This is a genomic window from Lysinibacillus sphaericus (genome assembly GCF_001629735.1).
In the GTDB taxonomy this organism is placed as follows: domain Bacteria; phylum Bacillota; class Bacilli; order Bacillales_A; family Planococcaceae; genus Lysinibacillus; species Lysinibacillus pinottii.
This window is the reverse complement of sequence record NZ_CP015224.1, coordinates 1946472-1960301: the sequence shown is the minus strand read 5'-3', so window position 1 is coordinate 1960301 and position 13830 is coordinate 1946472. Positions and strand designations below refer to the sequence as shown.

At 37.0% G+C, this 13830-nt stretch carries 14 protein-coding genes; 7 read left to right on the top strand and 7 right to left on the bottom strand.

The annotated features are described in order from the left end of the window. Positions 1-100: 100 nt before the first annotated feature. Entirely contained in the window at positions 101-1861 is a 1761-nt protein-coding gene (locus A2J09_RS09535) for an ABC transporter ATP-binding protein (protein WP_036162023.1), read from the top strand. A gap of 165 nt (positions 1862-2026) precedes the next feature. After that, the gene (locus A2J09_RS09530; RefSeq protein ID WP_036162022.1) at positions 2027-2446 is read left to right on the top strand and encodes an SRPBCC family protein; all 420 of its coding nucleotides are present in this window, start codon (positions 2027-2029) and stop codon (positions 2444-2446) included. A 38-nt stretch (positions 2447-2484) separates the two neighbouring features. Here the strand turns inward: A2J09_RS09530 and A2J09_RS09525 are convergent, their stop codons facing one another. From A2J09_RS09525 to A2J09_RS09505, 5 genes are all read right to left on the bottom strand, one after another. Beyond that, on the bottom strand, positions 2485-3966 hold the full coding sequence (locus A2J09_RS09525; RefSeq protein ID WP_012294928.1) for a spore germination protein: 1482 nt from the start codon (positions 3964-3966) through the stop codon (positions 2485-2487). Beyond that, positions 3966-5090, bottom strand: a complete 1125-nt coding sequence (locus A2J09_RS09520; RefSeq protein WP_012294927.1) for an endospore germination permease — start codon at positions 5088-5090, stop codon at positions 3966-3968. Before A2J09_RS09520 ends, A2J09_RS09525 begins: the two co-directional genes overlap by 1 nt. Positions 5091-5233: 143 nt before the next feature. Beyond that, positions 5234-6121, bottom strand: coding sequence for an anti-sigma-V factor RsiV (locus A2J09_RS09515; RefSeq protein ID WP_012294926.1), 888 nt, complete (start codon positions 6119-6121; stop codon positions 5234-5236). Further along, complete coding sequence (locus A2J09_RS09510) at positions 6114-6632, bottom strand: RNA polymerase sigma factor SigV (protein WP_012294925.1); 519 nt, start codon at positions 6630-6632, stop codon at positions 6114-6116. Before A2J09_RS09510 ends, A2J09_RS09515 begins: the two co-directional genes overlap by 8 nt. Before the next feature lie 156 nt (positions 6633-6788). Beyond that, positions 6789-7556: a TSUP family transporter gene (locus A2J09_RS09505; protein WP_036162021.1), complete on the bottom strand. Its 768-nt coding sequence runs from the start codon at positions 7554-7556 to the stop codon at positions 6789-6791. 202 nt (positions 7557-7758) lie between these two features. Here A2J09_RS09505 and A2J09_RS09500 point away from each other — a divergent pair, with 202 nt between their 5' ends. Next, complete coding sequence (locus A2J09_RS09500; protein ID WP_036162020.1) at positions 7759-8184, top strand: hypothetical protein; 426 nt, start codon at positions 7759-7761, stop codon at positions 8182-8184. 76 nt (positions 8185-8260) lie between these two features. Next, positions 8261-9253: an LLM class flavin-dependent oxidoreductase gene (locus tag A2J09_RS09495; RefSeq protein WP_012294921.1), complete on the top strand. Its 993-nt coding sequence runs from the start codon at positions 8261-8263 to the stop codon at positions 9251-9253. Positions 9254-9645: 392 nt separating this feature from the next. Here the strand turns inward: A2J09_RS09495 and yfkAB are convergent, their stop codons facing one another. Continuing rightward, the gene (gene yfkAB, locus A2J09_RS09490; RefSeq protein ID WP_012294920.1) at positions 9646-10758 is read right to left on the bottom strand and encodes a radical SAM/CxCxxxxC motif protein YfkAB; all 1113 of its coding nucleotides are present in this window, start codon (positions 10756-10758) and stop codon (positions 9646-9648) included. A gap of 275 nt (positions 10759-11033) precedes the next feature. Here yfkAB and A2J09_RS09485 point away from each other — a divergent pair, with 275 nt between their 5' ends. Further along, positions 11034-11735, top strand: coding sequence for a YjjG family noncanonical pyrimidine nucleotidase (locus A2J09_RS09485; protein WP_012294919.1), 702 nt, complete (start codon positions 11034-11036; stop codon positions 11733-11735). 142 nt (positions 11736-11877) lie between these two features. Further along, positions 11878-12513: a 50S ribosomal protein L25/general stress protein Ctc gene (locus A2J09_RS09480; protein ID WP_036162019.1), complete on the top strand. Its 636-nt coding sequence runs from the start codon at positions 11878-11880 to the stop codon at positions 12511-12513. Between the two features lie 87 nt (positions 12514-12600). On the opposite strand, the gene A2J09_RS09475 is transcribed toward A2J09_RS09480, so the two are convergent. Continuing rightward, positions 12601-13227: a YczE/YyaS/YitT family protein gene (locus tag A2J09_RS09475; protein WP_012294917.1), complete on the bottom strand. Its 627-nt coding sequence runs from the start codon at positions 13225-13227 to the stop codon at positions 12601-12603. A 163-nt stretch (positions 13228-13390) separates the two neighbouring features. On the opposite strand from A2J09_RS09475, the gene A2J09_RS09470 reads away from it, so the two are divergent. Next, positions 13391-13813 (top strand): pyridoxamine 5'-phosphate oxidase family protein, encoded by a 423-nt coding sequence (locus A2J09_RS09470; protein WP_012294916.1) that lies wholly within the window; start codon positions 13391-13393, stop codon positions 13811-13813. Positions 13814-13830: the final 17 nt, after the last annotated feature.

The following is a 13830-nucleotide window of genomic DNA, read 5'->3' as shown; positions in this document are numbered from 1 at the left end:
AATATACTGCTATGGAGAAAAAATACTTTTCCGTTACGTTTGCACAAATGGTACTATTAAAAGATAGGCGAAATTTTTACAACTTAGAAAGGAGACAAACATGTATAGAAAATTTTTTTCCTATTATAAACCGCATAAACGATTGTTTGTCATCGATTTTTCAAGTGCAATCATTGTAGCCATTTTAGAGCTTGCCTTTCCATTAGCCGTTCAGTGGTTTATTGATGAATTATTACCAACCGGCGATTGGGGAATGATTGTAAAAATAAGTGTATTATTGCTGCTAGTGTATGCAATAAGTACATTATTAAATTTTATCGTGAACTATTTAGGTCATAAATTGGGGACTAATATTGAGACAGATATGCGTCAGGAATTATTTACGCATGTACAAAGGCAATCATTCCGATTCTTTGATAATACTAAAACAGGTCATATAATGAGCCGCATTACTAATGATTTATTTGACATTGGGGAATTTGCCCATCACGGACCTGAGGATTTATTTATTGCCATTATGACCTTTGTTGGGGCCTTTGCCATTATGTTTAATGTGAATCCAACACTCGCTTTAATTGCAGCGATTATGGTGCCATTTTTAACATGGCTTGTGACATTTAGTAATATAAAAATGAACAATGCTTGGAAAACGATGTATGGCAAAATTGCTGATGTTAACGGACGTGTAGAGGATAGTGTATCCGGTGTCCGTGTTGTGAAATCCTTTACAAATGAAGATTTTGAAATTAAACGCTTTGAGGAGCAAAATGGATTTTTCCGTGCGGCTAAATTATATGCCTATAAAATAATGGCAGGAACTAACTCGACTATTTACATGATGACACGCCTCCTTACATTAATGGTGTTAGTGGTCGGCGCTTGGCTCAGCTTTAATGGGAAATTATCTTACGGGGAGCTAGTGAGCTTTGTTTTATATACCAATGTACTCATTAAACCAATAGATAAGATTAGTGCTTTATTAGAGCTTTATCCAAAGGGAATGGCTGGCTTCAAGCGATTCCGTGAATTAATTGAGCAGGAACCAGAAATTCAAGATCGTGAAAATGCGAAGGTTATTAACCATTTAGATGGTAATATTTCCTTCAACAATGTTCACTTCAATTACGATGCATCAAAACAGGTGTTAAAAGATATTTCATTTGATGTAAAGGCTGGACAAACCATTGCGTTTGTCGGTCCATCGGGTGCTGGTAAAACGACCATTTGTTCGTTAATTCCTCGCTTCTATGAAGTTTCAAAAGGTGCTATTTCGATTGATGGCATCGATATTCGCAATATGACCCAGGCTTCCTTACGATCTCAAATTGGTATTGTACAGCAGGATGTCTTCTTATTTACAGGGACAATTCGTGAGAATATTGCCTATGGAAAGCTAAACGCCAGTGAAGAAGAAATTCGCGAAGCGGCAAAAAAGGCCCATTTAGAAGCATTCATCGCAGAGCTACCAGAGGGGTATGATACGCAAATTGGGGAACGAGGCTTGAAATTATCCGGTGGACAAAAACAACGATTAGCCATTGCTCGTATGTTCCTGAAAAACCCACCAATTTTAATTTTAGATGAAGCGACTTCTGCGTTAGATACAGAAACAGAGATGATTATTCAGCAATCTTTATCAGAGCTAGCTGAAAACCGTACTACTTTAGTTATTGCCCATCGCCTGGCAACTATAAGGAACGCAGATCGGGTAATGGTCGTGACGCCAAAAGGTATTGAGGAAGATGGTACTTATGATGAGCTAGTGGCTCATAATGGTATTTTTGCTAAGCTCCATCACATCCAATTCCGTAAGGGACAAAACAAACAAAGCATTCAAAATGATTATGTAGAGATGACTTAAAGTTAATCAATTCAACAAAAGGCAGAAATGTGTGATAGCATTTCTGCCTTTTTCTGCTTTCATATACTTATCAAATAAATAAAATTGTACAAGGATTTTTTAGAAGAGGGGAGGAACTATTAGTAGTGAATAGTTAATGACAGTTTAATAGATGGGGGTTAAGACATGGATAGACAAAGAAGTATAGGACTTACCAAAACCGTTGGATATCAAGTAGGGGTTAGAAAAACGTTCCCAATCTCACAACAGCAAGCATGGTCAATTATTACAGCAGAGGAAGGTTTGAACGCATGGTTTGGAGGAGGAGAAAATATAATTCTTGTACCTGGTTGTCAGTATCATACAAAGGCTGGAACTGGAGAAATTCGGATTGTCAAACCACTTCTGCAACTTCGATTTACTTGGCAAAAAGAGGGATGGCAACGACCTTCTACCGTACAAATTCGAATCCTCTCTAAAGAAAGTAATAAAACGACCATAAGTTTCCATCAGGAACATCTTTCCAATCAACAATTGAGAGAAGAAATGAAGCGATATTGGGAAGCGATTTTAGAAACGATTGAAGTTAGCATACAAAAGATGTAGCCAAAAATACTAGCATCTCCTCAACATTTGAGGGGATGCTAGTTATTTTCTTGCTCTCTACTTTCTTCGTGATGGCCATTGGCTGTTCGGGTTGAATCCTGAGGTGCAAGGGCTTTATTACGCTCCGCGTAACCTTTTGGTGATAGGCGAAAAATAGATTTTTTGATGGTGGACCACCTTAAATCTGTCGCAAGGTTCATGTAAGAATAGCCGTAAATTCGAATATTGCACAAGTACAGAAGTGTCAAATATAAAGAAACAAAAAAGCCAAATAATCCGAAAAAGGCGCTTGCTAGGATGAAAGCAATACGTAATATACTGACTGATGTCACAAGTGATTGATTGACCAAGGTAAATGAAGCGATGGTAGAGATGGCGATAACAACAATCATTTCGGGGCTTGTTACACCTGCTCGAATTGCAGCATCTCCGATAATAATTCCACCTACAACACTGATGGTTCCACCAATAACTGAAGGAAGTCGTAACCCTGCTTCACGGAACAATTCAAACATCAGAAGCATTAGGAGCATCTCAAGTGAAGAAGGGAGAGGCAATCCAGCCTTGGCCTGTACAACGGTTGCTAGTAATTGTAAAGGTAATTGATTTTGATGATAGGTTGTTAAAGCAAGCCAAAAGGCAGGTAGTAGCAACCCTATAAGAATACCGATTATCCGTAGTACTCGTTCTACAGAACTAAAAATGATCGGATACTCATTATCTTCGGCAGATTTCAATAATAAGAAAAGATTTACAGGTGTGATAATGCCATATGCGACACCATCTACGAAAATAATAAAGCGTCCCCTTGCTAATGCTTGGACGGCATAATCGGGTCGCCCAGTATAATCGAACTTTGGAAATAACTTTGAATTTTTATTAACACGTTCCATCAATAAATCACCACTAAAAACGATATCCGTATCGACCGCAGCTAGCTGTTTCTTAATACCGTGCAGAATATCCATATCTACAATATCTTCAAAGTATAAGATGGCCACAGTTGTTTTTGAGCGTTTTCCAAGTTCCACCTTTTCTACACAAAATGAATTGGTCGGTAATCGTTTTCTAATTAAAGCAATATTGACGCGGATATCTTCAATAAAGTTATCTCTGGGTCCTTTAACAAGAACCTCCATACGCGTTTCTTCCGGCTTACGATTAGGTTTTTTAGCGATATTGCTTGCATATAAAAGATTAGCTTCCTCAAAATACAGCAACAGGAAGCCACTATAAACTGATGAAATAAGCTGTTCCTTATCTTGGATTTTTTGAAGGCTTGGAATATGGAGATGCCTCGCTATATTTTCCTCAAAAGAAACTTCATCCAATTGATCATATAAATACTGAATCCGCTGAATAATAACGCCGTTCAGCATTTGTTGATCAATCATGGCATCACAAGTTATAAATTGTACCTTCTGTTCATTAAAGCTATATTCCTGAAATTGTATATCTGCGGATTTTTGAAATAGTTTTTTTATTGTATTTAAATCTAACTCATGCTCCTGCTGAGACATTATGATTCACCACTTTTCATGTCTTGTTTTTCAGTTTTCCCCTTTTTAGGAGATTTATCCGATAAGTAAGCAACGACAATGAAAAAAATAGATAATGCCAATAAAAAAATAAAAGTAGCACTTAAAATATAATGTCCCTTTACCTTTAAAAATAAGCTTTCATTTAACATAATTAACGGTAAACAAATGATGAAAAAGGGTGGAGCTAGCATTTGCCAAATACGCTTTGGATCACCAGTCATTTTTAATAAATCTACCACAATGTATAAAAGGAAACTTACACGAATGAAGGTCCCTGTTAGCCATTGGTAAATAGAGAAGAAGTCTAAATGCTCAATATAACGTCCGATGGTCACTAATCCCCATTCTTCATAAGCGGGATAACGTTGTTTCGCTGCTTCACTTGGCCCAAATTCAGTAATGGCTCCAATTAATGGACCTAATGTAAGACCAATTAAGATAGCCAGTATAATTGTGAAGTGATACCACCGAAGTCGTTCTTTAAATTGATGCTGTAAAAATAATAGCAATAATAGCTCTATAAACCCTGAAGCAGGAAAAATCATACCATGTAGAATGGGCTGAAAACCATGCTCAAAAAAGGGGCGCAACAAACTATAATCCTTTACTTGTATATTGGTAAAGGCAACAAAAAAGCCAAGGATGACAACGCCAAATAATACAAAAACATTGACAATAACAATGGTTTGTAAGCTAGTTGTCACTAGTAAAATGCAAAGAATGGTATAAACAAACAGTAATATTAGGACCGGTGTCTGTGGTAAAAACGTGGTATTTACCCATTGTAATGTTTCTACCATTGTAAAAGCTGCGATAATCAATAAAAAAATGGCAACAATATAGATGACAATAGAAGAAGCGACTTTTCCCACTTTTTCGTTGAGCCAGTCTCGAATAGGTTCTTGTTTTGATTTTTTTTGGATGTAAACTAATAAAAATAACCAAAAGAAAAGTATACCCCCAGAAAATAGTACAGAAAGCCAGCCATCTCTTTTGGCGGCATCTAGCAGTGGAGGAATAATAGTCACATGATTTTTTAAGCCAATAACGGTCATGGATAAGAAGATTACATGTAAAATACTGATGGATCCTACACTTTTCATGATGAAAACCCTCTAACATTGATTGATACATATAAGCTTAGACAAAAAACTGTAGCTTTATAAGCAAAAAATGGGTTAATGGCCATGAAAAAACGAGGTATTTGATGGTGTTATCTTCAAATACCTCGTTAAGTCCTATTTAATTAATGGATATATTTTGTGCTAACAAGCTCATCTTTTAAGACGTCTGTTGGGATTTCAAATTCCACAACGCCCATAAAACCTGGTGCCACTTCATATTTATCGAATGAAATCACTAACTTACCTTTATCAGAAATATAGAATTGTTGATCTGGTTGAATAGCTGTAAAGTCTTCCATCAACTCTTCGTCAGCCAGGCCAGCTCCCTTTACCCAGTAAACTTTATCCTGATTGGATTCAGCCATTTGTGTACGCATTTGTTCCTTAATATTTTCACTAATAGCTTCAATATAGTTCTTATCTTTAAAGAGCATAGGTAAAGTAATTAAAATTTCGTTTTCTTTATCAATAGTATCGTATTCCATGACAGTGGAGGATGAGCCGACAGTATTGACTACATAACGACCAATCGATAAAATTTGGTCATTATCGGTTTTAATTTCAAAGCCACTATCAACGCCTAAATGACCACCAATACCACTGGCCTTTAAATCACCAACTTCTGTAATAAATTCATCGTAGAGAGCTTTTCCTTCTGCACGATACTTTTCATTTAACGAATTTGCAAGATCTTGATTATCTAGATTTTCAATAGCAGGTACTTTAATATTGGCATCAAAATTATCTTCTGCAACCTCATATTCAGTCCAAGTTAATACTTTGACCACACTTCCTACAACAGGTATGTCAGATAGCGTTCGAGCCATTGCTGGACTCGCATTTAAACTAGCTGTAAATAGCATAGCTGCAGCTGCCGAGCCAAGCAACCATTGAGGAGTACGGTTCTTTTTCCGACCTTGCTTCAAAGCTCGTTCAACCACCAAGTCTAATTCCTTAGGAATGGAAACATCCGTATATTGTTTTTCTATATTTTTTAATTTTTTATCCATGTGCAGTTTCTCCCTTCACATCTTCCAATTGTATTTTCAATAGTTTTAATGCTTTATAAAGACGCGATTTGGTTGTACTTAACTTAATATCGAGGATATTCGCAACGTCTGCGAGCTTTAAATCCTCAAAATAATGAAGAATCACAACCTCTCGATACATTTGCGGGAGCTCATCTAATGCATGTTCTAGGTCTACGTTTTCATAGACATCCTCTTGAGCGGGGGTTAAATATTGCAAAGTATCATCATCAGTTACTTGTAAGCGTTTATGCTTTCGTAAAAAATCAATGGAAGTACGAACGACTATTTTATAAAACCAGCTTTTCATATAATCAACATTTTCTAGTCGATCTAATGACAGCATGGCCTTTTGAATACTGTCCTGTACAACATCTAGTGCGTCCTGTTCATTTTTTGTATAGCTATACGCGAGCAAATAAAAACGCTCTTTTTGTTCACGAATGAATTGGACAAACACCTCTTCATGTTGAAATGCATTTCTTGTTTTCATGTCCAAAGAAGCTCCTTTTTTAACATTGTCAAATTGTATACATGTACTAGACGTACGAAATGAGGGAAAAAGTTGATGACCATAAAAAAAACTTACCCCAATATGAGATAAGTTTTATCCTTCTATACTGTTGGCATACGTCAGCATAACAGATGATTATGAGAAATAGTCATATGTATTTTTCAAGAGTAATAGAATGGTCACAACGATAAATAACTTACGTACATAACCGCTGCCACGTTTAATCGCAAATTTTGACCCGACTATGGCCCCAGCAATTTGCGCAAGACCCATTGGTAAACCATAGGCATAATTGATTTGTCCTAAGTATATAAACATAAGAAGGGCTGCCACATTACTACCGAAATTTAAAAATTTCGCATTACCAGCTGATTGTAAAAAATCAAAACCAACCATGAGAAAGGCAAATAATAAAAATGAACCAGTACCAGGACCCAAGAAGCCATCATAAAAACCAATGACTGTAATAACTACTACAAATAATAGATAACGTTTTGGTGTTAATTTTTTATAGGTAGTGATGCTTCCCCAATCTTTTTTAAAAATCGTATAGATAGCTACGGCAGCCAGCATAATGAGCATGAGCGGCTTTAGGACACTAGGATTCATTAAGTGGACAATCCACGCACCTAGCATAGACCCGAAAAAGACAAAGGGGAATAGCTTATAGACCGCTTTAATATCAAGCTTGCCAGAGCGATAAAATGTCAAAGTACTCGTAAGTGATCCCATTGTACCTGCTAATTTATTGGTTGCCACCGCTGTAGAAGGTGGGAGACCTACAAACATAAGAGCTGGTAAAGAAATGAGTCCACCACCGCCAACAACTGAATCAATAAATGCTGCTAAAAAACCAAATACAATAAGAATGACTAAAATATTTAGATCTAAATCAAATGGCACAACAGGTCATCTCTTTTCTATCATAGTAATCTGATAGTAGCGAACTGAGGTTGGGCTGTAAATACTCTTTATAAAGTTTTGCGGATTTCGAACGAATGGTTTTCGTATAATTTCTATAAAAAACAAATATTTTCTGCTTAGAGTTAGAAATTTGATGTATTATGTAAATGATAGTGTTTTTACGTAAAGGGGACGTGATGACATGAGTTTAGCAAATCATATACGTGTATTTCTCTGTGTCGTATTTATGGGGATGCTTGTTGGATATGTCTTTAATGCAAAAAAAGATATAACAGATCATGAGTATATTGATATCGTCAAAGAAGGTTATTTGGAGAATTTTTCGGACGTCACAGTTCGTAATGCATTTAACTACGCATTCTTTGAACCATATTGGCGATATTATCAAGCGAAAACAGGGGAGCAAGTTATAGAATTATCAGGTGAAATTACGTTTCAAGGTGAAAAAGGACATGCTATATTACAATTCGTTGTTGACGAACAAACAAAACAATTTTCCCTTCGTGCGATGAAGTTTAATGAAAATGTTCTAAATGCTGAACAAAAACAGAAACTCGTCGGCATGGTCTATCAAACATGGGAAATGAAACAACTAGCTTATGAGTAAGGTTTTTTGCTTTGTAAATGAGCAGAACTATATTACAGTTAAAAGGGGGAGCTTACAGACAGAGAGGATGTTTTGAATGAAGTTAAGTATTTTAGATCAAATGCCTATACCAAAAGGTCATTCGGCAGAGGAAGCCTTCCAACGTACAGAACAACTAGCGTTATTAGGGGAAGAACTTGGATATCATCGTATGTGGCTAGCTGAACACCATAATAGTCAGTCGCTAGCAAGCTCAGCTCCCGAAGTAACCGCTGCTTTTTTAGCTGCTAAAACGAAGCGCCTGCGCATTGGGACAGGTGGGGTCATGATGATGCATTATTCACCCTATAAGATCGCAGAGGTTTTTAAAACATTGTCAGGCTTAGCACCTCATCGAATTGATTTCGGAGTGGGGAGAGCGCCAGGTGGTGATCATGCCTCTATTTATGCGTTTGCAGAGGGAAGAAGACAACGCTTCACTGAGCAATATGATAAGCTTGAAATTATACTAAAGCTCATGAATAACCAAAAAACGGGTGAGCATGTCTATGATCAAGTCGTTGCGGCACCAGTTGATAGTTCATTACCTGAGGCGTGGCTGCTAGGTTCAAGTGGTCAAAGTGCAATGCAGGCAGGACAGCTAGGTGTAGGCTATTCCTATGCCCAGTTTTTCACGGGTAATATGTCGAAGGATATTTTTGATGCCTACAAAGCCTATTTTACGCCTTCTTATTATATGGAAAAACCACAAATCATTGTGACCTATGCGGCGACGGTGGCACCTACTTTAGAGGAAGCCGAGTACTTGGCAAAACCAATCGATATTTCTCGTCTTCAGCTTATGAAAGGGCAAATTATTCAAACTATATCGCCTGAAGAAGCAAAGGATTATCCATTAACTGAAATGGATAAAATGACAATTGCCAATAATCGCAAAGCCAATCTTGTAGGCACACCGAAGGATATTGCTGCTTTTTTAATGAAAGAACAAGAACATTATGGCTTTGATGAAGTCATGCTGAACTGTAATCAATATGAATTAGCAAGTCGTTTAAACACCTATAAATTCCTAGCGGAGGAATTATTATAGAACAAAATCACCTCGTTGTAACTCTTCGAGGTGATTTTTATTAGGATTGACGCTTTTTAACGTACATAAAATAGAAAAACCCGGAAATAAATTTCCGGGTTCGATTACCACTTACATTAAATACTCCATGACACTCTGCCTCGCTTCTGCATAGAATCTTAAGATATTCCTAAGAACTGTACTTTACTCAGCTTTGATGGTCCTTTTGAGTTATCGATCAATCGCACTCATCGGGTTAACCCTCCTAGTCATAGGATTTGAAGTGAAATCTTTAATAGTATAGACCGCGCCATATTTTTTATACATAGTTAAGAAATTTTTTTAAAACAATAAAAGGAAACTCCCTTTTGATACAGATTCTTCAAAAGGGAGTTTCTTTCTTTATGAGTTGCTTAAACGCGGGCAGAGCCACTAACAAACGTGTGATCTCGATAATACATATTTTTCACTAAAACGTTAGGACCTAGGCATTTAACAGCTGGACAATGACAATTGAGTGTTTTAGCTAAATCAGTTGCCATCCATTTATCAAAGATAGTTGGAAGCTCATCATGTACAATATTACCTAAAGCAGGTGTATCACCGAAATCAGTAACGATGACATCGCCCGTAAAAATATTGATATTCAAACGTGAACGGCCATCTGGGTCGTTACGCAATGTGACATTTTTCGCTGTACGAAGACGTTGAAGTAATCGTTGATCTTCTTCATTCGCACTGCAAGGGTAAAATGGAAGTGTTCCGAATAACATCCATGTATTGTCATCACGAATATCTAGTAGATGATGGATCGCTTCACGTGTTTCCTCCAGTGACAGAGATGTGAGAGCACTAGCGAAATCTGATGGGTACATTGGATGTACCTCATGACGTGCACATTTCATTTCATGGATGATTTGGTTATGAATATGTTCTAAGTACGGTAAAGTTTTTTTGTTTAGCATGGTTTCAGCTGAAACCATTACACCATGTTCCGCAAGCATTTTTGAGTTATCAATCATGCGTTGAAATAGAGCTGCACGTTGGTCATAAGTAGGTTTGCGCTCCATCATGGCAAAGCCTGTTTCCACGAATTCATCGATTGTACCCCAGTTATGTGAAATATGAAGGACATCTAAATAAGGGGCAATTAGTAAATAACGTGCAGGCTCCAATGTTAAATTGGAGTTGATTTGTGTTCGCACGCCTCGTTCATGCGCATATTTCAATAAAGGCAATACATAGCTTTGTACGGATTTCTTAGACATCATCGGTTCGCCACCTGTGATACTAAGCGTTTTTAAATGAGGTATTTCATCTAGCCGTTGGAGAATTAAGTCAATCGGCAATGCCTCGGGGTCTTTATTTTGTAGCGTATAGCCAACCGCACAGTGTGCGCAACGCATATTACAAAGTGTAGTTGTTGTAAATTCAATATTTGAGAGTGTCATCTGTCCATGTTGCTCCACGTCTATATAAGCTTCCCATGGATCAAAGACAGGCGTTATTTTTTGTAAGGTCGTCATCTTTCGTACATCTTCCTTTCTAGCATTCTATTGTCTCATATTCATCGATAATTTCAAATATGAAATTACTGAAAGGGCTATTTTATGACTAGTTAAACATTTTTTACCCATTTAAAGGAAAATGTTCGCCAATTCATTTGTATCGAAATGGATGAAGATAAAATGCTTACAAGTCCTACTATTCTGAAAAAGGTGGATTTACTGTTATTTTTCTAAAAAAACGTTATCATGGATAGAGAAAATAGCACAATGCATCATAGAAAGTAGGTACGGACATGACGAAATATGAAATATTATTATTTGACGTGGATGATACGTTACTAGATTTTGATTTAGCTGAAAATGCTGCACTTGACCGCATGTTTAAAGAAGAAAATATACAAGTTACTCCCAACATGATTGCACGTTACAAAGAAATTAATGAGTCAATGTGGCGAGCTTTTGAGCGTGGAGAAGTAACGAAAAATACCTTACATAATACACGTTTTTCGATTGCTTTAAAGGAATTTGGCATAGAAGTCGATGGGACATACTTTGAATCACTTTTCCAAAAATATTTACGGGAGGCCCACCATTATGTAGAGGGGGCCTATGAGGTAATCGCTCACCTAGCCAATCATTATCATTTATATGTAGTGTCCAACGGGATAACGGTTACACAAAATAAACGTCTTGTGGATGCGAATTTAGCGCAATATTTTAAAGGCATTTTTATTTCAGAGCAAACGGGCTATCAAAAGCCTATGCCAGCCTTTTTCGATTATGTGTTTGAACGAATTGATAATTTTGATAACGAAAAAGCACTAATTATTGGAGACTCTTTGACATCTGATATAAAAGGTGGTTTACAGTCCGGAATAGATACTTGTTGGTTTAATATCCGCAATGTTGAAAATACAAGTGGCATTGAACCGCATTATGAAATTAAAAAATTGCAGGATTTACATGATTTACTGAATCAAAAAATTGCACTTTAAGTAAGCATGAGGCACCTTCTTTGTTTTGTAGACAGGGAGGTGCTTTTTTTGCTCATTTTTTGAGCAGGTTTATAGGTATAAAAAAACGAGGAAAGGGCAAAACCATTGTTGAGACTAGTTTCCATGAAAGGGGAAATATTCGATGAATACGATACTAACAGCCAGTAAACGCCAAAAAGGACGACAATCTTCACTAACACAGCTTCGACAAAACGGTGCCATTCCTGGTGTTGTCTATGGCTTCCAAATGGAATCAACAGCCATTACATTAGACGCAAGAACATTTGCGAAAATACTAGCAGCGCATGGTACAAAAAGTGTTTTTCAATTAGATGTGGATGGAAAGCGTATTAATGCCGTTTTATCAGAAGTTCAGCGTTGTGCTCTAAAAGGGAATATTAAACATGTTGATTTTAAATCGATCAACATGTCACAAGAGCTGGAAGTGGAGATTCCAGTAACAGTAATCGGTGATGCCATCGGAGTAGCAGATGGAGGTTTCCTATTACAGCCTAATCGTGAGGTTCGCATTAAAGTGAAGCCAACAGAAATTCCCGAAACGATCGAAATCGATGTCACGAATATAGCAATCGGAACATCCCTATATGTGGGAGATATACGTCAACAATTTTCATTTGAAATTTTACAAGAAGATGACTTTACACTAGTGACGATCACACCTCCATCTGCTGAAAACGTACAAGAAGATGACACTGTGGACGACACGCCCGAAGTAATTGAAGCAACAGGGCAAAATACCTCTGAGCCAGAAGCATAGCGTGAAAAAAGGGAGCCATTTTCCAAAATGGCTCCTTGTTTATTCTATCCATAAAAAGACAATGCATTTTTTGCATTGTCAGAAAACTTATATGACGGCGCTTTTCACGCCAGTCCATTTCATAAATAATTTTTCGTTATAGGTTAAGGCAAATTGTACGATTGGTCCAAGTCCAAAGGCCATTATCACCGTACCGATTCCTATAGGACCACCAAGTAAGAAGCCAATTACAGCGACTGTAACTTCCATTGTCGTCCGGGAACGTGTGACACTCCAGCCAAGTTTATGAACCATCATTAGCATTAAGGTATCGCGCGGACCAATTCCTAAATTAGCCACCATATACATACCACAGCCCCAGCCAAGTAATACTAACCCTGTTAGATAAGAAACAAGCTGCATCCAAAAGCCATCGATATCAGGTAGCCAATAATTAAAAATATCAATAAAAATGCCAGCTAAAAACATATCGATAAAAGTTCCTGGTAATGGGAATTTTTTCGTTATTAGCATATCAAACGCTAAAATTGCCAGTCCTAAAATGATCGACCATGAACCGATCGTTAATCCGAGTGTTTTAGTTAAGCCAATATGTAAAACATCCCAAGAGCCTACGCCAAAAAGCTGCCCTTTAATTGTTAATGTAACGCCAAAAGATAGCACGATAATGCCTGTTATGAAAAATAAACAGCGTGTATAAAAAGCTTGTTTCATTTTTTAACCCTCATTCATCCGTAAATTCCTATTGTCCATCAAATAATTATAACAAGATATTTTCAATTTACCAGAAGTTTGTCATTTCACATTTTTCAAAAAAAACAGTTTAGCTTTAGGTAGAGAGGGCAAAATATAGTTGTAGAAGAAAGGATGGGATGAAATGACTTCAGTACGTGATGAAATTTTAGAAGTTTTGAACCGTGAAAAGATCGGAACGATGGCTACTGTAGAAAACGGGAAGCCTTATTCGCGCTATATGACGTTCCAGCATGAGGATTTTGTGTTATATACTGTGACGAATAAGCATTCTGAGAAAATGGAAGAGCTCCGTAAAAATCCATATACCCATATATTGTATGGCTATGAAAATGGGGGCTTTGGTGATTCCTATGTGGAAATAGAGGGAAAGCTCACTGAAGTACACGAAGAAGGCATTAAAAATAAAATTGCAGAATTTTTTACGAGTATTTTTATTGGCAATCAGGATGAAATGGTGACCCTAAAAATTGAACCTATTCGTATGCGTTTAATGAATAAAAAAGGACAACCACCAAAAGAACTAGAATTTTCGAGCGACCATTAATCAATGGTCGTTTTTTA

What these genes read in the sequence shown, in the direction of transcription:
- A2J09_RS09535 (WP_036162023.1), top strand. Translation starts at nt 101, where the DNA reads ATGTATAGAAAATTTTTTTCCTATTATAAACCGCATAAACGATTGTTT.
- A2J09_RS09480 (WP_036162019.1), top strand. Translation starts at nt 11,878, where the DNA reads ATGAATACGATACTAACAGCCAGTAAACGCCAAAAAGGACGACAATCT.
- A2J09_RS09520 (WP_012294927.1), bottom strand. Translation starts at nt 5,090, where the DNA reads ATGAAAAGTGTAGGATCCATCAGTATTTTACATGTAATCTTCTTATCC.
- A2J09_RS09530 (WP_036162022.1), top strand. Translation starts at nt 2,027, where the DNA reads ATGGATAGACAAAGAAGTATAGGACTTACCAAAACCGTTGGATATCAA.
- A2J09_RS09495 (WP_012294921.1), top strand. Translation starts at nt 8,261, where the DNA reads ATGAAGTTAAGTATTTTAGATCAAATGCCTATACCAAAAGGTCATTCG.
- A2J09_RS09485 (WP_012294919.1), top strand. Translation starts at nt 11,034, where the DNA reads ATGACGAAATATGAAATATTATTATTTGACGTGGATGATACGTTACTA.
- A2J09_RS09510 (WP_012294925.1), bottom strand. Translation starts at nt 6,632, where the DNA reads ATGAAAACAAGAAATGCATTTCAACATGAAGAGGTGTTTGTCCAATTC.
- A2J09_RS09500 (WP_036162020.1), top strand. Translation starts at nt 7,759, where the DNA reads ATGAGTTTAGCAAATCATATACGTGTATTTCTCTGTGTCGTATTTATG.
- A2J09_RS09475 (WP_012294917.1), bottom strand. Translation starts at nt 13,227, where the DNA reads ATGAAACAAGCTTTTTATACACGCTGTTTATTTTTCATAACAGGCATT.
- yfkAB (WP_012294920.1), bottom strand. Translation starts at nt 10,758, where the DNA reads ATGACGACCTTACAAAAAATAACGCCTGTCTTTGATCCATGGGAAGCT.
- A2J09_RS09525 (WP_012294928.1), bottom strand. Translation starts at nt 3,966, where the DNA reads ATGTCTCAGCAGGAGCATGAGTTAGATTTAAATACAATAAAAAAACTA.
- A2J09_RS09470 (WP_012294916.1), top strand. Translation starts at nt 13,391, where the DNA reads ATGACTTCAGTACGTGATGAAATTTTAGAAGTTTTGAACCGTGAAAAG.
- A2J09_RS09515 (WP_012294926.1), bottom strand. Translation starts at nt 6,121, where the DNA reads ATGGATAAAAAATTAAAAAATATAGAAAAACAATATACGGATGTTTCC.